Below are 18,235 nucleotides of genomic sequence, written 5' to 3'. Positions count from 1 at the left end.
GCCTTCGCGGCGGTGATCTCGACGAGCTCGATCGGCGGTGGCGCGGCGGGTGCCTTCGTTGCGGGGGCTTCGAGGCTCGTCGCTAGAGCTCCTCGCACCTCAGCCACCGTGGGCGCGGTCGCCGTACCGCCCCAGTGCCGGACCGCAGCCATACCTGCGGCGGCGACCCGATGGCCAGCCAAGCCTTTGCGCTCCGCCTGGTCCGTCAAGGACGCGGAGCGCTTCAGACTGCCTTGACGGACCAGGCGGAGCGCAGACACTCGGATCTCGGGTTGCCGCCCCCACGCAAGCAGGTGCCTTCGCTTCAGGGGTTTCGAGACGGTCGCTAGCGCGACCTCCTCAACCAGCGGCGGGGCAGCAGGTGCCTTCGCGGCGGAGGCTTCGAGGCTCGTCGCTAGCGCTCCTCGCACCTCAGCCACCGTCGGAGCCGCGGCCACCGAGGTCCGCATCCGGACGCTTCAGTCCGCCGTCACCTTCGGGCCGTATTTCCAACCGTGGCGCACGCCGCCGTCGCGGCGGGCGTCGTCGGCGTACACGCGCGTCGAGCCGATGAAGACCGTCACGCCGCTGGCGATACGGACCCACGTCGGGCTGCCGAGGCAGTCGGCGGGGATGGTGAGCGTGACGCGGCGGCCGGGTCGGTCGAGGACGGCCTTGCCGCAGCCGGGCTGGTTGGCGATGGGGTCGATGAGCGAGTAGGCGCCCTTGTCCTTGCCGGGCTGCACGATCAGGCCGGCGGTCCAGTAGTACTCATCCTCCGACGTGGCGATGAACCACGAGAACTCCTGGTGACCGACCGCCGCGAGGTTGCGGAAGCGCGTGGTCACCACGAGGTCGGTGCCGAGCGACACCTTGGTCCGGGTGATGTCGGCCAGGCGGCGGGCGGGCTCGGGACGGGTCGGCGGGTCGTCGGTGAGGAAGGGGCCGCTCAGCACGTCGCCGCCCGGGTCGCGGGTGTTCTCCGCCTTGGCCACGGCGGACGGGGCGGCGGCGACGAGGACGCAGGTCGCGACGAGGGCCGCCGCGGCGGCGCGTACGAGCGGCATGCGCGTGAGGCTAGCGGGTTCGGCGCCCGAGGGCGCTGCGCATAGCCTTGCCCCCGTGGGGGTCGTGGACAGTCTCGACCGCACGCAGCGGAGGAGGTCGGGCCTCGGGTTCCCGATCGCGACGTTCTTCAAGTTCATCGACGACCAGGGTCCCTACCTGGCGGCGATCATCAGCTTCTACGCCGTGCTCGCCGTCTTCCCCCTGCTGCTGCTCGCGGTGACGATCTTCGGGTTCGTCCTGCAGGGCAACCCCGACTTCCAGGAGCGGGTCATCGACTCGGCGCTGGGCACGTTCCCGATCATCGGCAACGAGCTGGGGCGTCCCGACCGGCTACAAGGCTCCACGACGAGCACGGTTGTCGGCATCATCGCCGCGACGTACGGCTCGCTCGGCCTGGGCCAGGCGCTGCAGAACGCGCTCAACGTCGTGTGGTCGGTGCCGCGCAACATGCGGCCCAACCCGATCCGGTTGCGGCTCAAGAGCCTCGGCCTGCTGATGCTCGGAGGCATCTCCGTCCTGGCCATCACGACGGTCTCGACCCTCGGCAGCGAGACCGAGGTGTTCGGGCCGCGGCTCGACGCGACACTGCGCTGGACGGTGCGGCTGCTGACCGTCGTGCTGATCGGCCTGCTGCTCACCGCGGTGTTCCGGCTCGCCGCCGCGCGCCGGCACCACCTCGGCCGGGCGGCGCCGGGGGCGTTCACCGTCGCGTTCCTGTGGGCGGTCCTGCAGTACGTCGGCACGATCTACACGACCCGCGTGCTCAAGGAGACCGAGGGCATGAACTTCGCCTTCGGCCTGGTCCTCGGGCTGATCGGCATCATCTACGTGGCGGCGTTCATCGGCGTGCTCGGCATGGAGGTCAACGTCGTGCTCGCGCGCCGCCTCTGGCCGCGCTCGATCCGGTCGCTGTTCGTCGACCGCGGCGAGCTCACCGAGGCCGACCGGCGCGCCTACGCGTCGTACGTCCGCGCCCAGCAGCACAAGGGCGCCGAGAACGTCGAGGTCAGCTTCAAGGACCCCGACACCGGCGAGCTCCACGTCGTCGACGAGCCCGGGCCGAAGGGGAAGATGGACCGCTGAGCCGGTTGTCACGACCAGGCGAATGCCGACGTGAGATGGTCCGTCTCGCTGACGTGCCGCACGAGTCGGAGTTAGCGTCCGCGAGTGGAAGAGCCGCTGGACGAGAAGCGCATGAGGCTGCGCTACGCCGGGACGTGCCGCATCTGCCGAGCCGAGATCCCGGCCCGCACAGAGGCGGTCTACGAGCGGTCCACCAAGACCGTGCGCTGCCTGAGCCACGACGAGACCGCGATCGCGCACGAGCCGAGTGCTGAACGGCCGCAGTCGCAGCCCGAGGTACACGCGGTCGACGCCGGGACACCCGGCGCGTCAGCACGCCGGGAGTTCGAACGCCGACGCCAGGCTCGCGAGGACCGCGAGCGCGCCAAGCACCCGAAGCTCGGCGGACTGCTCCTGGCCCTCAGAAAGACACCGCAGAGCACCACGTCGTGGGACACCGGCGCGCTCGGCGAGGAGCGCCTGGGCCAGCGCCTCAGCGAGCTGTGCACCGACTCCCTGCTGGTCCTCCACGACCGGAAGATCCCGAGGAGTCGCGCCAACATCGACCACATCGCGGTGACGCCGACCGGCGTCTGGGTGATCGATGCGAAGAAGTACCGAGGGCGTCCCGCCCTGAAGGTCGGCGGCGGGATCCTCCGGCAGCGGACCGAGAAGCTCGTCGTCGGCTCCCGCGACTGCACCACGCTGGTCGACGGCGTGCTCAAGCAGGTCGGTGTCGTCGAGGACGTCCTCCTCCCCGGCGGTCGTCCGGAAGGACCCGGCCGGCCGTGGGGAGGCGTGCCGGTCCACGGAGTTCTCTGCTTCATCGAGGCCGACTGGCCGCTCATCGGAGGTGCCTTCACGATTCGCGGCGTCGACGTCCTGTGGCCGAAGAAGCTGTACCCGCGGCTGAGGGCGGAGGGCCGCTTGACCGCGTCAGACATCGCCGAGATCCACCGTCACCTGGCCAAGGCCCTCCGGCCGGCCTGACCGTGGCGGCCGTGCTACCGGCCGCTCGGCGGGATGTTCTGGTTCAGGTGGAACACGTTGTCGGGATCGACGGCGTCCTTGAGGGCGGTGAGGCGGGCGAGCTTGGCGGGTGAGTACGCGCGGCGGACGCCGGCGGCGCCCTCGTCGCCGAGGGCGTTGACGTAGGCGCCGCTGGCGAAGGGCTCGAGGCGGGCGGCGCTCGCGCGGGCGGTCGCCATCTGTGCCTCGTCGTCGGCGGGGTCGGTCCAGCGAGCGGCGCCGACGTACTCGAACGCGGTCTTGCGCTGGCTGAACGCCGTCGCGTCGTCGGGGACGTCGGCGATGGCGCCGCCGTAGGCCTGGATGCTGGCGGCGACAGCCGGGTCGTGCAGGAGCAACGCCTCGATCGCGGCGTCGGGGAGCTCGTGGAAGTAGTGGCCCTTCCAGTAGCGGCGCAGGTCGTGGCCCTCGATGGTGTCCTCGCGGCGCTGGAGGTCGACGTACGACAGCTCCGCGACGCGCTGCGACTCCGGTCGCCCGAGGGCGTCGAGCTCGCGGGCGTGCTCGCGACCCTCCGCGGGGTCGCCCACCCACACGAACCCGAGCGCGACGACGCCGCCCAGCACGGTCGCGGCGTACGTCGCACTGCGCGGCGCGACCGCGGCGAGGTCGCGCCAGGCGGTCATCGCCGAGAGCGCGTCGCCGACCGGGAAGTCGAGCTCGACGCTCAGCGCCCGGGTGCCGGTGTCGTGGAGCCGGAACTCGAACTCGGTCACCACGCCGAAGTTCCCGCCGCCGCCGCGCAGACCCCAGAACAGCTCGGCGTTCTCGTCCTCCGAGGCGCGCACGACGTCGCCGCCCGCGGTCACGACCTCGCAGGAGACGAGGTTGTCGCAGGCGAGGCCGTGCTCGCGCGCGAGCCAGCCCATGCCGCCGCCGAGGGTGAGACCACCGACGCCGGTGTGCGAGACGTTGCCCGCCGTGGTGGCCAGCCCGTGCGGCTGGGTGGCCGCGTCGAGCAACCCCAGCAGCGCGCCACCCCCGACCCACGCGCGGCGCCGCTCGACGTCGACGCGCACGGCGTTCATCGGCGTCAGGTCGATCATCAGCCCGCCCTCGGGCACGGCGTGGCCGACCACGCTGTGCCCGCCGCAGCGGACGCCGATCTCCAGGCCCTCGCTCCGGGCGCGGGCGAGGGCGGCGACGACGTCTCCGGCGTCGCGGCAGCGGGCGACCAGCGCGGGGCGGCGGTCGACCATCGCGTTCCACACCCGGCGCGACACGTCGTACCCGTCGTCCCCGGCCACCAGGAACTCGGTCTCGGTCATGTCTCCCCCTCGTCGATCGGACTGCTGTCGGGTTGACCGGCGATCGACCCGGAACTCAGCGCCGCCGACCTCGCGCCACGCGCACGGCGGTCAGTCGTGGGTCATGCCCGCAGCCTGTCGCGCAGCCTCCCCAGCGTGCGGTCGTCGAGGCCGAGCCCGTCGCGCAGGTAGGCCTCCCTCGAGCCGTACGCCGCGTCGGCCGCGAAGTACGCCTCGTGGAGGTAGTCCTCGCGGACGACCATCGCGACGTCGTAGACGTCGACCTTGTCGTCGCCGAGGTGCTCGCGGACCATGCCGAGGTACTTCTCCCGGGTCGCCGTGGAGAACGTGTTGGTCAGCAGGTAGTCGTCGAGGATCGTGTCGTCGCCGACGCCGGCGACGTGGAGCAGCAGGGCGGCGACCCAGCCGGTGCGGTCCTTGCCGGCGGCGCAGTGGAACAGCGTCGCGTGGTCGGCGTCCGCGATGTGCTGGAGCACCTGCGCGAACGCCGCGCGGGCCTCGGGCGCCTCGACGAAGCTTCGGTAGACCTGGCGCATCACGGCGCCGGCCGCCTCGCGCGAGGTCAGGTCCTCGAGCTGCACCATCGGGATCCCGCCGACCTCCACGTGGTGCCACGTCGCGCCCGGCACCTCGACGTCGGGGTGCGCCTCGACCTCGTGCGCGGAGCGCAGGTCGTAGACCGCGGTGACGCCGAGCCGGGCGATCGTGGCCGCGTCTGCATCGCTGAGCTGGAGCTCGTTGGAGCGGTAGACGACGCCGCGACGCAGGGGCGTGCCGTCGGCGGCGACGTACGCCTCGTCGGGGCCGGTCACGTCACGGAAGTTGTCGGCCGACGCGAGCCGGACCAGCTCCTCGCCCAGCTCGGGCTCGACCTCTCGCTCTGGCACCCGCGAGAGCCTAGTGACGCGCGGGAGCGGTCAGCGCAGCGGCACGAACCGGTAGCCGCCGTGCTCGGTCACCTCGGTCCCGGCCGGTGTCCGGCGCAGCAGCAGCATCGTCCCGCTGACGGGGATCACCATCCGGCCGCCCTCGGCGACCTGCTCGACCAGCTCGCCGGGCAGCTCGCGGGGCTCGGCGGAGACGAGCACCCGGTCGTACGGCGCCTCGTCCGGCCACCCGAGCCGGGTCGGGTCGGCCGCCTCGATGCGCGCCCACGGACGGCCGACACGGGCCAGGTTCGCGCGACCGAACTCGACGAGCGTCGGCTCGAGCTCGACGCCGACCACCTCACCGGTCGGCCCGGCCAGGTGCGCCAGCAGTGCGGTGGACCAGCCCGACCCCGCGCCGACGTCGAGCACGCGGTCGCCCTCGCGCACCTCGAGGAGGCGCAGCATCGCGTCGACCGTGCGGGGCTGGGAGTTGGTCTGTCCCCGGCCGATCTGGATCGGTCCGTCGTACGACGCCCGCCCGCGCGCGAGCCGCGGCAGGAACCCCGCGCGCGGTGTCGCGTCGAAGGCGTCGGAGACCCGGTCCTCCACCCGCCCGAGTCTGGCACCACCCGGATGGACCACAGACAGACCCGGAGCGCGTCGGCCACACTGCGCCGGTGATCAAGCTCGAGCTGCTCTTCACGGTCGTCGTCTTCGCGGTGTGGGTCTTCACCCTCGCGGACCTCGCCCAGGCACCGGCGCACCAGGTCCGCAACGTGCCGAAGGTCGGCTGGGTCGTGATCGTGCTGCTCTTCCCGGTGCTCGGCAGCGCGGCGTGGTTCGTGCTCGGCCGGCCCGAGGGCCCGGCGCCGCGCGCGGCGGGCGAGCGGGCCACGCCCCACTACCCCGAGTACGACCGCCCCGGGCGGGCCGCCGCCGTCGACCCGGGGAAGGACGAGGAGTTCCTCGAGCAGGTCCGAGCCCGGGCCGAGGAGCAGCGCAGGAGGTACGAGCAGCAGCGCAAGCGCGAGCAGCAGTCCGGTGGCGACGACGCCACGACGTAGTCACCCTCGACGGCGTACGCCGAGCCAGGTCAGCACGGCCAGCACGCGGCGGTGCTCCTCGCCTGTCTCCTGGAGCCCGAGCTTGTTCATGATGCTTGCGATGTGGGTCTCGACCGTGCGGTCGGTGAGGAAGAGCCGGCGTGCGATGCCGGCGTTGTTGCGGCCCTCGGCCATGAGGGCGATCACGTCGCGCTCTCGCGGGGTGAGGAGGGTGAGGGGGTCGCGCTCGCGGCTCGGTCCCAGGAGCGTGGCCACCACCTCGGGGTCCAGCGCCGAGCCGCCGGCGGCGACCCGTCGCAGCGAGTCCATGAAGTCGTCGACCTCGAAGACCCGGTCCTTGAGCAGGTAGCCGAAGCGTCCCCGCGCGACGAGCTCGACCGAGTGCCGCGTCTCGACGTGCTGCGACAGCATCACGATCGCGAGCTCCGGGTCCCGGTCACGCAGCTCGCGGGCGGCGCGAGCGCCGTCGTCGGTGCCGTCGGGCGGCATGCGTACGTCGATGATCGCCAGGTCCGGCCGTTCACGCTCGACCGTCTCGACCAGCGCCAGCGCGTCCGCCGCGCGGCCCACCACCTCGTGGCCGGCGTCCTCGAGGAGCCGGGCCAGACCCTCGCGGAACAGCGCCGAGTCCTCGCCGATCACGATGCGCACGGGAGCGCCGCCTCCACCTCGGTGCCGCGGCCCACCGGACTCGCGACGTGCAGGGATCCGCCCAGGGCGGCGACCCGGTCGGCGAGCCCGGAGCGCAGCCCGAGCCGGGCGCCGCCGCACCCGTCGTCGGTCACCCGCACCAGCAGCTGGCCATTCCGACGGATGACGCGCAGCTCGATCCGCGTCGCCTCCGCGTGCTTGACCGCGTTGGTGATGGCCTCGCTGGCCACGTAGTAGGCCGTCGTCGCGACGGCGTCTGGGAGGGGCCCGTCGTCGACGTCCATGTCGACGGTTAGCGGGAGGCTGCGGACCAGATTGGAGAGTGCGGCGGGGAGGCCGTCGTCGAGGCTGCTGGGCCGTAGCCCGTGAGCGATCTGGCGCAGCTCCGCCACGGCGGTGCCGAGCTCGGCCACGCTCCCGTCGAGCAGCCGGTCGACGTCGACGGTCCCGTCGTCGAGGTGCCGCTGCGCCAGACGCAGCTGCATGCCGAGCGACACCAGCCGCTGCTGCGCGCCGTCGTGGAGGTCGCGCTCGATCCGGCGCCGCTCCTCGTAGCCGATCTCGACGAGCCGGGTCCGGCTCGACCGGACCTCGTGCAGCGCCTGCGCCACCTCGGCGCGCAGCCGCACCACCTCCACCAAGGTGCTGCACCGACCGGCGACCTCGCGGAGCAGCTCGGGGGACGCCGGACCACCGAGGGGGACCAGGACGCCGGTCGCCTCGTCGACGTGCCGGACCAGCACTCCGTCCTCCGGCACCGGCTCGCCGTCCACGTCGCGGTAGGCGGTCGAGCCCGGCACCCGGAAGCCGACGCGGAGCCCGGGGTCGCGCAACGCCTCGCGGAGCACCTCCTGGAGCTGCTCGGGCCGCGCGCGCCCGGCGCTCACGTCGGCGTGCAGTCTGTCGACGGCGGCCGTCGCGGCGCGGCGGAGCGGGTAGAGGCGGGCGTCGACCGCCCGTCGTACGACACGCACCGCAGGCAGGAGCAGCAGGGCGGCTGCTGCGGTGCCGATGGCGACGTCGCGCTCGGACGCACCGCCGACCACGAGGCCCGCCACCGACGACGCCGTGCCGTAGACCCCCAGCAAGAGGGCAGTGATCAGTCCCCAGGTGACGGCGAGGGCCAGCGCCTTGTCGACGTCGTAGAGGTCGTGGCGGAGCACCGCGATGGAGGCAGCGACGGGTGTCGCGACGAGCGCCGCGAGGCCGACCGCCCCGCTCACCCACAGCGACTCACCCCAGATCATGATCTCGATCCCGCACAGCAGCGGGTAGAGCGGCAAGCCGATCCCTGCGAGGGCCAGCCACTTGATCTGCTGACGCTGGGTGTGCCCGGCACGACGGAACCGCAGCAGCAGCGACACGGTGCTCGCCGCGACCAGAGCCAGCAACACCGCGAAGGCCACCAGGGCCAGCACCTCCCACCAGCCCGGCGCCGTGCCGAAGGGCCGGTCGAGGTCCGTCAGCGGCGCCCGGAACGGCTCGTCCGCGACGGCACCGTCGGCCTGGGTGACCGCGGCCGCCACCACCATCGTGGCCGGCACCCAGCGCCAGCGCGCCGACGGCAGCCGGCCGTCGGGGAAGTGCAGCAGGAGCAGGGCGAAGGTCGCGAGCACCCACCACGCGTTCTCGGCCGTGGCGGCGACCAGCCAGGCCCACCGGTTGGGGTCCTCGGTGCTCGCCAGCCACCGCAGCCAGACCTCCTTCGCGACCACGGCCGCGACCGAGAGCGAGAGCAACCCGAGCAGCAGGCCGACCACCGCGCCCTCGCGCCGTCGGCTGACCAGCAGCGACAGGCCGGTGGTGCCGGGCACGACGACCAGGCCGACGCCGAGGATCAGCCAGGACTCCCGGCTCGGTGCGGCCGCCAGGAACGCCGCCGCGACCACCAGGGCCGCGCCGCACAGCACCGCGCAGCCGACGGTGGCGCGGCGGGGCCAGGGCATGGCAGCACTGTAGGGAGGCGGCCGCCCTGCGGGCTCCGTGCCAGCACGGGACCCGATCCCCGAGAGCGCTCGGATCCGCCCAACCCGCTGCGGTTCCTAGCGTCGAGCCATCGTCACCGACCGCCCCGATGGAGGCTCCCATGACCAGCACGTCGCCCGTCCGCACCGACTCCGCCGCGAGCCTCGCCTCCAGCGGGCCGGCCCGGATCCGCGTCGCCGCAGCGGCCCTCGCTGCGTCCGCGGCGACCGTCGGCGTGCTGCTTGCCGCACCGCCCTGGGGCGATCGGCTCGACAGCAGCTCCGACGAGTTCCTCGACTACGACAGGCTCCTCGAGGTCCGCGACGCGGCGTGGGTCGGCATGCTGGTCGACGGCTTCGCTTACGCCGTCATCGGGCTCACCCTCGGCCTGGGGGTGCTGCACCTCGCGAGGGGTCGTGGCCGCGTCGCCGCGCTGGTCGGTGCGGTGCTCACGAGCGCCGGCGGTGTCCTCTTCGCGATCGGCGCGGGTGCCTTCGCGACGTTCTCGTGGTTCGCGACCGCGCCGGGACTTCCCGACGACGCCGGCCGCGCCCTGGTCGACTACGCCAACGACCACGTCGGCCACGTGATCGGCGCCGACATGGCGGGCTTCGTGGTCTTCACCCTCGGCACGCTCGTGCTGTCCGCGGCGATGGTCCGCGCCCGTGCGGTCCCGGTCGCCTGGGTGGTCGTCTTCGTGCTGGCGACCCTGGCGCAGTTCGCGCTACCCGCAGGGAGCGACCTGCTCAACTACGTGCAGATCGCGATGATGGCGCTCCTGGTCGGCCTCGCGACCCTGGTGTGGCGGGGGGCGCGGGCCGACGCCTAGGAACGCTTCGGCGGCAGCGGGACGAAGCTCGACGTCCGGGCGGCGTACGCCGGGTAGCCGGGACGCTGCATCATCGTCCGCTCGAGCAGCTTGACACCGGTGACCTGGTAGACGAAGAACGTCATCGCCGCCGGGCAGACCACCGTGGTGAGGCCGGCGACCCAGCCGGAGCCGAGCCCCGCCGCCAGCCAGAGCCCCCACCAGATGCAGGCGTCGCCGAAGTAGTTGGGGTGCCGGGTGTAGCGCCAGAGCCCGCGGTCCATCACCTGCGGGCGCGACTCCTTCGGCTCGGCCTTGTAGGCCGCGAGCTGGCGGTCGCCGACCGCCTCGAAGAACATCCCGACCGCCCACACGACGACGCCGGCGACGACGACCGGCCACCACTCGACCGCGAGCACCGCGCCGACCATCACCGGCCCGGCGACGAGCCACTGCACGATCCCCTGCACCAGGAAGACCCGGCGCACGAGCACCCACATGCCGATCTGCGAGGGCGGGCCACCGAGCATCTCGGCGTAGCGGGGGTCCTCCTTGCCGCCGTGCTCGCCGATCGCGCGGCCGCGGATGTGCCAGGCCAGCCGCAGCCCCCAGACCGCGACCATCCCGGCGACGAGCCAGCGCCGCCAGCCGGTGCCCTCGTCGACGGCGGTGCCGAGCACCGCCACCGCGAGCGCGAGCAGCACGAAGCCCGCGCCCCACGCGACGTCGACGACCGCCGCCTTGTCGAGCTGCCGGGCACGGACCGCTGCGGCACCCATGCCGACGGTGACGGCGAGCAGCCCCACGAGGAGGCTGAGGAGGACGGCCATCGGCTACCCGAGCTTGGCGACCGCGAGGCGCGCGCCCGCGACGGCCTGGTCGGGGTCGCCGGCTCCGCGGCCGGGCTCGACGGTGGTGAGCACGACGGTGCGGCCCACGCGCGCGACCACGCTGCGGCGCCACTGGGTGCGGCCGTACACGGTGAAGCCGTCGAGGAGGCCCACGGCCTCGTCGCCGACCCGGCCGGGACGCCACGCGCGCACCTGCAGCGTCGCGGCGTTGCCGTCACCGTCGTCGGTCGCGTGCCGCCCGCGGCAGACCCGGGCGTAGTCGCGGTAGTGCTGCAGCACGCTGCGGGCCTCGTGCTTGGTGCGGAACTGCACGATGCTCTCGAGGAACCCGAAGTCCGGTCCGCTCAGCGAGTAGGAGCTCGCGGTGGCGTGGCTGGTGCCGCCGTAGGAGCGCTGGTGGTCGCACCGCAGCGGCGACGTCCAGTACGCCGGCACGTCCATCCCGAAGTTGAACCGGTCCTGGTTGCCGTCGTCGTGCCGCCCGGCCAGCTCGGGGAAGACCGTCTCGGCCTCGGCGAGGGTGAGCAGGTCCTGCTTGGTGACCGGGTCGGCGTGCGCCGGCGCCGGTAGGGCCAGCGGCACGACGGCCGAGACGACGACGGCACAGACCACGGCGAGCCCTGGACGCAGCTTCATCGCACCAGTCCTACCAGTCCCGGACGGGTGCCAGCGTGTGCGCGGCGCCGGGCCGGACCATCAGGATCTGGTCGACCCCCATCCGCCCGTCGCGGAAGGCCATGGAGCCGCCGACGAGGTAGAGCTCCCACACCCGCACGACCTCCTCGCCCATCAGCTCGACGAGGCGCTCGCGGTTGCGGCGGAGGTTGTCGAGCCAGCCTGCGACGGTGAGCACGTAGTGCTCACGCAGCGCGTGGACGTCGCGCACCTCGAGGCCGGCGCGCTCCAGGAACGCCACGGTCTCACCTACGGGCCGCATGTACATGTCCGGCGCGATGAAGCTCTCGATGAACGGGCCGCCGCCCGGCCACCGGCCGGTGCGGCTCATCTGCTGCACCAGCACCCGGCCGCCGGGGCGCACCGAGCGCTGGAGCACGGCGGCGTACGCCGGGTAGTTGTCCTGGCCGACGTGCTCGCCCATCTCGATGGAGGCGACGGCGTCGTGCTCACCCACGGCGTCGCGGTAGTCGCGCAGCTCGATCGTCACGCGGTCCTCGAGGCCGCGCTCGCGGATGCGACGCTCGATGAGCCTCTTCTGCTCGGCGGCGATCGTGATGCCGGTGACCCGCGCGCCGAAGTGCTCCGCCGCGTGCAGCGCCAGTGAGCCCCACCCGCACCCGACGTCGAGCAGCGTCATCCCGGGCTCGAGACCGAGCTTGCGGCAGATCAGCGACAGCTTCGCGCGCTGCGCGTCCTCGAGCGGCTGGCCAGGCGAGGAGTGGTAGCCGCACGAGTAGGCGAGCTGGGGGTCGAGGACCAGCTCGTAGAACTCGTTGCCCAGGTCGTAGTGGAACGAGATCGCGCTCCGGTCTCGCAGCTTGCTGTGCAACCGGCCACGGATCCGGGCCTGCGACGCTGGTGGCCCCGGAGGCCGGCCGAGCGCTCCGATCCGCACGGCGGTCCGCACCGCCCGGGCGAGAGCCGCGGGACCCGGCCGCCCACGCTCCCTGGCCACCGCGAACGCGCGGGTCAGCGCGTGGTCGAGGTCTCCGGGGACGTCGAGCTCGCCGGTGACGTAGGCCTGGGCCGCGCCGAGCTCGCCGGGGTGGCGGAGCAGGCGGCGCACGGCGTCCGGTGAGGTGAGCACCACCAGCGGCGCGTCGACGGGGCCGGCCACCGAGCCGTCCCACGCCTTCAGCCGCACGGGCAGGTCGCCCCGGAGGAACGGCCGGAGAGCGTCGGCCAGCTGGCCGGCGATCCCGGAGGTGTGCTCAGTCATCGTCGCCCCGCTCGAAGGCGAGCTGGTGGACGTCGAGGTAGGCCGACGCGAAGCCGGCGCGGGAGTACTCCAGGTAGAAGTGCCACATCCGGACGAAGGTGTCGTCGAACCCCAGCGCGCGCACGCGGTCGGACGCCGCGAGGAACGCCTCGTCCCACAGCCGCAGCGTGCGGGCGTACGACGACCCCATCGGGTGCGCCGCGGTCATCCGCAGCGTGGTGTGCTCCCGGGTGATCTCGTCGATCACCTGGACGGACGGCAGGAACCCGCCGGGGAAGATGTACTTGTTGATCCAGGTGTAGGTGTGGCGGGTCGCGAGCATCCGGTCGTGGGGCATCGTGATCGCCTGGATCGCGACCTTGCCACCCGGCGCCAGCACCCGGTCGATGGTCTCGAGGTAGGTCTGCCAGTACTGCCAGCCGACGGCCTCGATCATCTCGACGGAGACGACGGCGTCGTACTGCCCGACGACGGAGCGGTAGTCGCGCAGCTCGACAACGACGCGGTCGCCCATCCCGGCTGCCGCGATGCGCTGCTCGGCGAGCCGCTTCTGCTCCACCGAGAGCGTGATCGTGCGGACCAGCGCGCCGCGAGCCGCCGCGCGGACGGCCAGCTCGCCCCAGCCCGTGCCGATCTCGAGCACCCTGCTCCCGGCGCCGACGCCGGCCCGGTCGAGCAGCCGGTCGATCTTGCGGCGCTGGGCCACCTCGAGGGGCTCGTCCCCCTCGAACAGCGCGGAGGAGTAGCTGAGCGTCGGGTCGAGGAACAGCTCGAACAGCTCGTTGGAGAGGTCGTAGTGGTGCGCGATGTTGTCCCGGGAGTTCGCGCTGCTGCTGACCTCCTCGGCCGGGGGCTTCCGCACCACGAGCCCGCGCAGCCGCTGGAGCCGGTCGGGGATCAACGTCGGCAGCTCCGCGGCGAGCACGGTCAGGAACCCGCTGAGGTCCTCGGCGTCCCAGGCACCGGTGAGGTAGGCCTCCCCGAAGCCGATGAGCTGGTCGCGCCCGAGTCGCAGGAAGAACTCGTCGGGGTCGGTCACCACCATCACCGGGCCGCCGCGGCCGTGCGTCTGGCCGCCGACGTGCACCGTGACGTCGAGCCTGGAGACGGCGGCGAGGAAGAGACGGCGGGCGATCCGCGCGGCGAGCCGCGCACGCGGCCCGGTCGGCGGGTGCTCGAGCCCCGGCCAGGCGCGGGCGCGCAGGTCGACCTTGCGGTGGGCCCTGGGGGCTCGAACGGTGTCGGTCACGGTTGCACTCCGGGTTGCGCGTGGGTGGGGCGTGGGCGGACCGGCAGACGGCGCAGCCACAGCGCGACGCCGTGCAGCCGGATCAGCAGCGCGCCGCGGAGGGCGGCCGGCGCGACCCGGCGCGGGCTGAGCGGCGTACGCCGACCCGACAGCGACGCGTGGAACCGCGCGCCGTCGTCGGTGGTGAGGTTGACGACGAGGTCGAGGCGGTCGTCGTGCGGCACGGGCACCGCCAGGTCGTAGGTGCCGTCGGTGCCGTCGGTGCCGTGGAACGGCGAGACGTACATCGCCTTCGGCGTCGACGCCCGGCCGCGCTCGTCGGGGCGGACGAGGTAGGCGTGCCGGTCGCCGTAGGTGTTGTGCACCTCGACGACGGTCGCGGCGTGCCGGCCGGCGGCGTCCCAGCACCAGTGCACCGAGATCGGGTTGAAGCAGTGGCCGAACGCCCGCGGGTGGGCGGCCATCACGACCCGCCCGCCCGTCAGGTCGATGCCGTGACCGGCGAGGAACGACTCGACGTTGGCGCGGATGGTGCTGCTCGGGTGGCCGAGGTGGTCCCGGGCCTCGAACCTGCCGAGCACGCCGTGGTCTGGCAGGTCGTCGAGGTCGACGACCCAGGTGTGTGAGCGGTGCGTGAACGTCCGGGTGAACGGCGAGCGCCGGGTGTGGCGGATCGTGGTCTCGTAGGTGCCGGTCGGCACGTCGTCGGCGGGAGAGGGCGGGAGCACCTCGGGCCACGTCAGCCCGAGCCGCTCCACGGCGCGCAGCCCCGAGCGGGCGCCGTCCTCGTGGAAGCCCCAGCCGTGGTAGGCGCCCGCGAAGCCCACCCGCTCGGTGTCGATGGTCGCCAGCCGCGCCTGGGCCTCGACCGAGGCCGGGCTGTAGAGCGGGTGCTCGTACTCCATCCGCGCGATCACGGTGGCGGGGTCGACGAGGTCCTCGTCCGCACCCTGGCCGACGAGCGTGACGAGGTAGCGGGTGTCGGTGGCGAGCCGCTGGAGCCGGGTGAGGTCGTAGGTGACGTGCGTGCGCGGGCGGGGGTCGCCTGCCTCGGCGAGCCGGCCATAGTTCCACGACGCCCAGGCCGCCCGGACCGAGGGCATGACGGACGTGTCGGTGTGCAGCAGCGCGACGTTGCGCGAGTAGGGCATGGCGGTGAGCACCTCGCGCTGCGCGGCGGTCGGCTCGGCCAGCACGGCGAGTGCCTGCCCGGGGTGGGTGGCGATGACGACGGCGTCGAAGACGTGCACCTGGCCGTTGCCGTCGGTGATCTCCACGCCGTCGGCGGTCTCGAGCACCGAGGTCACCTTCGTGCCGACGCGGACCTCCTGCACCCGCGCGGCCACCGCGGCGACGTACTGGTGCGAGCCGCCGGTCACGGTCCGCCACTGCGGGCTGCCGAAGACCCCGAGCATGCCGTGGTGCTGGAGGAAGGTGAACAGGTAGCGGGCCGGGTAGTCGAGCGCCGACCCCGGGTCGCACGACCAGACCGCGGAGACCAGCGGCTCCATGAATTGGCGGCGGAAGTACGCCGAGAACCGGCCCGTGTCGAGGAACGCTCCGAGCGTCTGGTCGGGGCCGGAGCCGTCGAGGACCCTCCTCGCGCGGCGGTGGAAGCGCGGGACCTCGGTGAGCATCCGCAGGTAGCGCGGGTTGCGCAGGTTGGACGTCGCCGGGAACACGCCGCGCAGCCCGAGGGCGCCCGCCCACTGCAGCCCGCTGCCGGCGTCGTTGATCGACATCGACATCTCGGAGGGCTGGGTGCGGACGCCCAGCTCGGCGAAGAGCCGGAGCAGCACCGGGTAGGTCCGCGGGTTGTGCACGATGAAGCCGGTGTCGATGGCGAGCTCGCGGTCCTGCCCGTCTCGCTGCTCACGCACCAGGTGGGTGTCGGCGTGGCCGCCGAGGCGGTCGTCGGCCTCGAACAGCGTGACGTGCGCGGTGCGTGAGGCGACGTAGGCCGCGGTCAGCCCGGCGACGCCGGAGCCGACGACCGCGATGTGGTCGGGCGTCGTGTCCATCGTCGTCCTAGGCGTCGAAGGAGATGACGGCGACGACGTCGTCGCTGGGGACGGTGGGCTCCTGCCCGGCGACCTCGACGGTGATCCCCGCGCCGTCCGCCGTGGCGGCGTCGCCGCTCAGCAGCACCTCGTTGTCCGGCCCCTCGGGCATGACCCCGGCGGGCACCATCACGTCGTCGTGCTGGAGCCACAGCGCGTAGGTGTGCCCGCTGGGCGCGGCCGGCATGTCGTGGGTGATGACGACGGCCTCGTTGAGGTCCTCCGACCTGACCACCGTGGCGGTGGCCCCGCCCGGGAAGGTCTGGGTGAAGCGCTGTGCGTCGTCGGCCTGGATGACCCGGTCGATGGCGCTCGGCGGCTCGTCGTCGAGCTGGGAGACCACCGCGCCCGTCCCGATCGCGACGACCGCAGCGGCGGCCGCGAGGAACGTGACGACGCGTCGACGCCGGCGGGGTGCGAGCGGGACGACGGTGGCGTCGTCCTCGGTCGCGGCGGCCGGCGCGGCAGGCCGCTCGACGGGCGGCTCGACGGGCGGGACCACGGGCGGCAGCGGGCGGACGCTGGCGATGCCGGAGAGCACCCGGTCGCGCAGGTCCGCGGACGGGGTCGCGATCGTGGTCTCGGCGAGCAGCGCCGCCGTCTCCTGGAGCGACTCGACCTCGGCGCGGCAGGTGTCGCACTCGGCGAGGTGGTCCTCGAACTGGGCGCGCTCGGCGTCGTCGAGGGCGTCGACCGCGTAGGCGCCCGAAAGGGCATGGATGTCGCTCATGAGCTCACCCCCATGGTGTCTCGAAGTCTGATGAGCCCGTCCCGGATCCGGGTCTTGGCGGTGCCGACCGGCAGCTCGAGCATCGTCGCCACCTCCGTGTGGGTGTAGCCGCCGAAGTAGGCGAGCTCGAGGGCCTCGCGCTGCACCGGCGTGAGGCCGGTGAGCGCCTGGCGGACCCGGCGCGCCTCCAACGAGGCCGTGGCCGCCTCGGCGGTGGAGTCGTGCTCCACCGGCTGGTTGCGCTGGTGGTAGGTCGTGTCGCGCCGCGTCGAGGCCTCGGCCGAGCGGACCCGGTCGACGGCCTTGCGGTGCACGATCGTGAGCAGCCACCCGAGCGGGCTGCCCTTGGCCGGGTCGAAGCGACCCGACGTCTTCCAGATCTCGAGGAACGCCTCCTGGGCGACCTCCTCGGCCTGGGCCGGATCGCGGACCACCCGGACGGCGAGGCCGACGGCGCGGCTGGCGGTGGCGTCGTACAGCTGGGCGAAGGCGCTCTGGTCGCCCCGACCGCAGGCCCTCAGGAGGTCCGCGAGATCGGGCGCCACCGGCGCCCCCTCCGGGGAGGGGACGCCGGCGGCCAGGGGCCGGACCTGCTCCATCTGGTCAGTCTCCTGCGTCGATCAGTGGGTGACGAGAGGTCACTTGGTGGGCATCAGGACGGAGTCGATGACGTAGACGGTGGCGTTCTTCGTCGGGATGTTTCCGCAGATGACGTTGGCGGTACCCCCATCGACGGTCAGCCCGGCCTCGGTGTCGCCGTCGACGGTCACCGTGTCGCCGTTCAGGGTGTCGTGCTCGCCGACCACCGCGGTCGGGTCGAGCTGCTCGCCGACGACGTGGTGCGACAGGACCGCGGTGAGCGTGGCCTGGTCGGCGAGGACCGCCTGCAGGTCCTTCTCCGGGATCTTCGCGAAGGCGTCGTCGGTCGGCGCGAACACCGTCAGCGCCGGGGCGGCGTTGAGCGTGTCGGCCAGACCCGGCACCGCGGTGACGGCGGAGACGAGCGTGGTCAGGAGGGGGTTGTTGCTGGCGGCGGTCGCGACCGGGTCGGTCACCATGCCGTTGAAGGAGCCCTTGCCGTCCTGCGGGATGGCGTCGCACGCGGGGCCGAACACGTCGGCGCCGGCGTCGTCCATCGCCGCCTCGGTGGTGGGGTCGTCCGCCGGCGCGGGCGCCGACGAGGTGGTGGTGTCGTCGGCGGCGCTGCCGCTGCTGTCGGCGTCGTCGCCGCACGCGGCGAGGCCCAGCGTCAGGGCGAGGAGGGCGGCGCCTGCGGCACCGGTACGGCGGAGGGAGCTGCGGTTCATGGTGGGTGGTGCCTTCCGGTTCGGGGTGGTGTCACGGGGTCTTCGGCGCTGTCGCGCCGGCGGATTGGTCGGGCGCCTGGTGTGTTTCTTGGGGTTGGGTCTGGGTCTTCGCTCGTGGCGCCGGTCGTGGGGCCCCCGGGGGCTGGCGCCCCCTTCGGGCTGGGGCGGCGCCCTTCGAGGCTCGCAAGCTCGCACCTCAGGACAGGCGTCGCGGCGCGCGGCTCCGGCTCTCATTGCGTTGCGTCGGCCGCGCCGCGGCCAAGCCCCTTGACGCTCCGAGGGGGTGAATCGCCCTGGGTTTTGTAGAGGCTCGGGCTATTGGATTCCGGCCAGGGTCTGGTCGGTCCGGGTCTGAGCGTAGAACGCTTCTTCGTACTC

Annotated in this window: 18 protein-coding genes; 4 read left to right on the top strand and 14 right to left on the bottom strand. The window is 73.2% G+C overall.

What is annotated here, in order from left to right:
- Window positions 1-458 precede the first annotated feature (458 nt).
- Window positions 459-1,046: a hypothetical protein gene (locus G514_RS0123005; RefSeq protein WP_028653664.1), complete on the bottom strand. Its 588-nt coding sequence runs from the start codon at window positions 1,044-1,046 to the stop codon at window positions 459-461.
- Window positions 1,047-1,101: 55 nt separating this feature from the next.
- Here G514_RS0123005 and G514_RS0123000 point away from each other — a divergent pair, with 55 nt between their 5' ends.
- Both G514_RS0123000 and G514_RS0122995 read left to right on the top strand, forming a co-directional pair.
- Entirely contained in the window at window positions 1,102-2,130 is a 1,029-nt protein-coding gene (locus G514_RS0123000; protein WP_028653663.1) for a YihY/virulence factor BrkB family protein, read from the top strand.
- A gap of 84 nt (window positions 2,131-2,214) precedes the next feature.
- Entirely contained in the window at window positions 2,215-3,099 is an 885-nt protein-coding gene (locus G514_RS0122995) for a nuclease-related domain-containing protein (protein WP_028653662.1), read from the top strand.
- 14 nt (window positions 3,100-3,113) lie between these two features.
- On the opposite strand, the gene G514_RS0122990 is transcribed toward G514_RS0122995, so the two are convergent.
- From G514_RS0122990 to G514_RS0122980, 3 genes are all read right to left on the bottom strand, one after another.
- Entirely contained in the window at window positions 3,114-4,406 is a 1,293-nt protein-coding gene (locus G514_RS0122990) for an FAD-binding oxidoreductase (protein ID WP_028653661.1), read from the bottom strand.
- Window positions 4,407-4,507: 101 nt separating this feature from the next.
- Window positions 4,508-5,293: a tyrosine-protein phosphatase gene (locus G514_RS28540; RefSeq protein ID WP_051248146.1), complete on the bottom strand. Its 786-nt coding sequence runs from the start codon at window positions 5,291-5,293 to the stop codon at window positions 4,508-4,510.
- A gap of 30 nt (window positions 5,294-5,323) precedes the next feature.
- Window positions 5,324-5,884, bottom strand: a complete 561-nt coding sequence (locus G514_RS0122980) for a protein-L-isoaspartate O-methyltransferase family protein (RefSeq protein ID WP_028653660.1) — start codon at window positions 5,882-5,884, stop codon at window positions 5,324-5,326.
- Between the two features lie 68 nt (window positions 5,885-5,952).
- Here G514_RS0122980 and G514_RS0122975 point away from each other — a divergent pair, with 68 nt between their 5' ends.
- Entirely contained in the window at window positions 5,953-6,339 is a 387-nt protein-coding gene (locus G514_RS0122975; RefSeq protein ID WP_028653659.1) for a PLD nuclease N-terminal domain-containing protein, read from the top strand.
- On the opposite strand, the gene G514_RS0122970 is transcribed toward G514_RS0122975, so the two are convergent.
- Both G514_RS0122970 and G514_RS0122965 read right to left on the bottom strand, forming a co-directional pair.
- Window positions 6,340-6,990: a response regulator gene (locus tag G514_RS0122970; RefSeq protein ID WP_028653658.1), complete on the bottom strand. Its 651-nt coding sequence runs from the start codon at window positions 6,988-6,990 to the stop codon at window positions 6,340-6,342.
- Window positions 6,978-8,936, bottom strand: a complete 1,959-nt coding sequence (locus G514_RS0122965; RefSeq protein WP_028653657.1) for a sensor histidine kinase — start codon at window positions 8,934-8,936, stop codon at window positions 6,978-6,980. The genes G514_RS0122970 and G514_RS0122965 overlap by 13 nt, the downstream gene beginning before the upstream one ends.
- A 140-nt stretch (window positions 8,937-9,076) precedes the next feature.
- Between G514_RS0122965 and G514_RS0122960 the strand changes: the two genes are divergently transcribed.
- Window positions 9,077-9,784, top strand: coding sequence for a hypothetical protein (locus G514_RS0122960; RefSeq protein WP_028653656.1), 708 nt, complete (start codon window positions 9,077-9,079; stop codon window positions 9,782-9,784).
- Here the strand turns inward: G514_RS0122960 and G514_RS0122955 are convergent.
- Genes G514_RS0122955 through G514_RS0122920 form a run of 8 tightly spaced genes read right to left on the bottom strand, consistent with a single transcriptional unit; the run spans window position 9,781 to window position 17,857 of the window.
- The gene (locus tag G514_RS0122955) at window positions 9,781-10,593 is read right to left on the bottom strand and encodes a DUF1295 domain-containing protein (RefSeq protein ID WP_028653655.1); all 813 of its coding nucleotides are present in this window, start codon (window positions 10,591-10,593) and stop codon (window positions 9,781-9,783) included. The two genes, G514_RS0122960 and G514_RS0122955, sit on opposite strands and share 4 nt — an antisense overlap.
- Before the next feature lie 3 nt (window positions 10,594-10,596).
- On the bottom strand, window positions 10,597-11,250 hold the full coding sequence (locus tag G514_RS0122950) for a sensor domain-containing protein (protein ID WP_028653654.1): 654 nt from the start codon (window positions 11,248-11,250) through the stop codon (window positions 10,597-10,599).
- Between the two features lie 10 nt (window positions 11,251-11,260).
- Window positions 11,261-12,511, bottom strand: a complete 1,251-nt coding sequence (locus G514_RS0122945) for an SAM-dependent methyltransferase (protein ID WP_028653653.1) — start codon at window positions 12,509-12,511, stop codon at window positions 11,261-11,263.
- Window positions 12,504-13,760: a class I SAM-dependent methyltransferase gene (locus G514_RS0122940; protein WP_028653652.1), complete on the bottom strand. Its 1,257-nt coding sequence runs from the start codon at window positions 13,758-13,760 to the stop codon at window positions 12,504-12,506. Before G514_RS0122940 ends, G514_RS0122945 begins: the two co-directional genes overlap by 8 nt.
- Entirely contained in the window at window positions 13,757-15,781 is a 2,025-nt protein-coding gene (locus G514_RS0122935) for an FAD-dependent oxidoreductase (RefSeq protein ID WP_028653651.1), read from the bottom strand. The genes G514_RS0122940 and G514_RS0122935 overlap by 4 nt, the downstream gene beginning before the upstream one ends.
- 7 nt (window positions 15,782-15,788) lie before the next feature.
- On the bottom strand, window positions 15,789-16,550 hold the full coding sequence (locus G514_RS0122930; protein ID WP_028653650.1) for an anti-sigma factor: 762 nt from the start codon (window positions 16,548-16,550) through the stop codon (window positions 15,789-15,791).
- Entirely contained in the window at window positions 16,547-17,149 is a 603-nt protein-coding gene (gene sigK / locus G514_RS0122925; RefSeq protein ID WP_028653649.1) for an ECF RNA polymerase sigma factor SigK, read from the bottom strand. Before sigK ends, G514_RS0122930 begins: the two co-directional genes overlap by 4 nt.
- A 39-nt stretch (window positions 17,150-17,188) precedes the next feature.
- Window positions 17,189-17,857, bottom strand: a complete 669-nt coding sequence (locus G514_RS0122920; RefSeq protein ID WP_028653648.1) for a fasciclin domain-containing protein — start codon at window positions 17,855-17,857, stop codon at window positions 17,189-17,191.
- Window positions 17,858-18,235 lie beyond the last annotated feature (378 nt).

It is taken from the genome of Nocardioides halotolerans DSM 19273 (assembly GCF_000422805.1).
Classification (GTDB): domain Bacteria; phylum Actinomycetota; class Actinomycetes; order Propionibacteriales; family Nocardioidaceae; genus Nocardioides; species Nocardioides halotolerans.
Note: the sequence above shows the minus strand (reverse complement) of the source record. Positions and strands in the feature narration are given on the sequence as shown.

Excerpts from the sequence above, each read along its gene's own strand:
- G514_RS0122990 (WP_028653661.1), bottom strand. The coding sequence starts at position 4,406 with ATGACCGAGACCGAGTTCCTGGTGGCCGGGGACGACGGGTACGACGTG.
- G514_RS0122960 (WP_028653656.1), top strand. The coding sequence starts at position 9,077 with ATGACCAGCACGTCGCCCGTCCGCACCGACTCCGCCGCGAGCCTCGCC.
- G514_RS0122930 (WP_028653650.1), bottom strand. The coding sequence starts at position 16,550 with ATGAGCGACATCCATGCCCTTTCGGGCGCCTACGCGGTCGACGCCCTC.
- G514_RS0122920 (WP_028653648.1), bottom strand. The coding sequence starts at position 17,857 with ATGAACCGCAGCTCCCTCCGCCGTACCGGTGCCGCAGGCGCCGCCCTC.
- G514_RS0123005 (WP_028653664.1), bottom strand. The coding sequence starts at position 1,046 with ATGCCGCTCGTACGCGCCGCCGCGGCGGCCCTCGTCGCGACCTGCGTC.
- G514_RS0122955 (WP_028653655.1), bottom strand. The coding sequence starts at position 10,593 with ATGGCCGTCCTCCTCAGCCTCCTCGTGGGGCTGCTCGCCGTCACCGTC.
- G514_RS0122950 (WP_028653654.1), bottom strand. The coding sequence starts at position 11,250 with ATGAAGCTGCGTCCAGGGCTCGCCGTGGTCTGTGCCGTCGTCGTCTCG.
- sigK (WP_028653649.1), bottom strand. The coding sequence starts at position 17,149 with ATGGAGCAGGTCCGGCCCCTGGCCGCCGGCGTCCCCTCCCCGGAGGGG.
- G514_RS0122945 (WP_028653653.1), bottom strand. The coding sequence starts at position 12,511 with ATGACTGAGCACACCTCCGGGATCGCCGGCCAGCTGGCCGACGCTCTC.
- G514_RS0122965 (WP_028653657.1), bottom strand. The coding sequence starts at position 8,936 with ATGCCCTGGCCCCGCCGCGCCACCGTCGGCTGCGCGGTGCTGTGCGGC.
- G514_RS0122935 (WP_028653651.1), bottom strand. The coding sequence starts at position 15,781 with ATGGACACGACGCCCGACCACATCGCGGTCGTCGGCTCCGGCGTCGCC.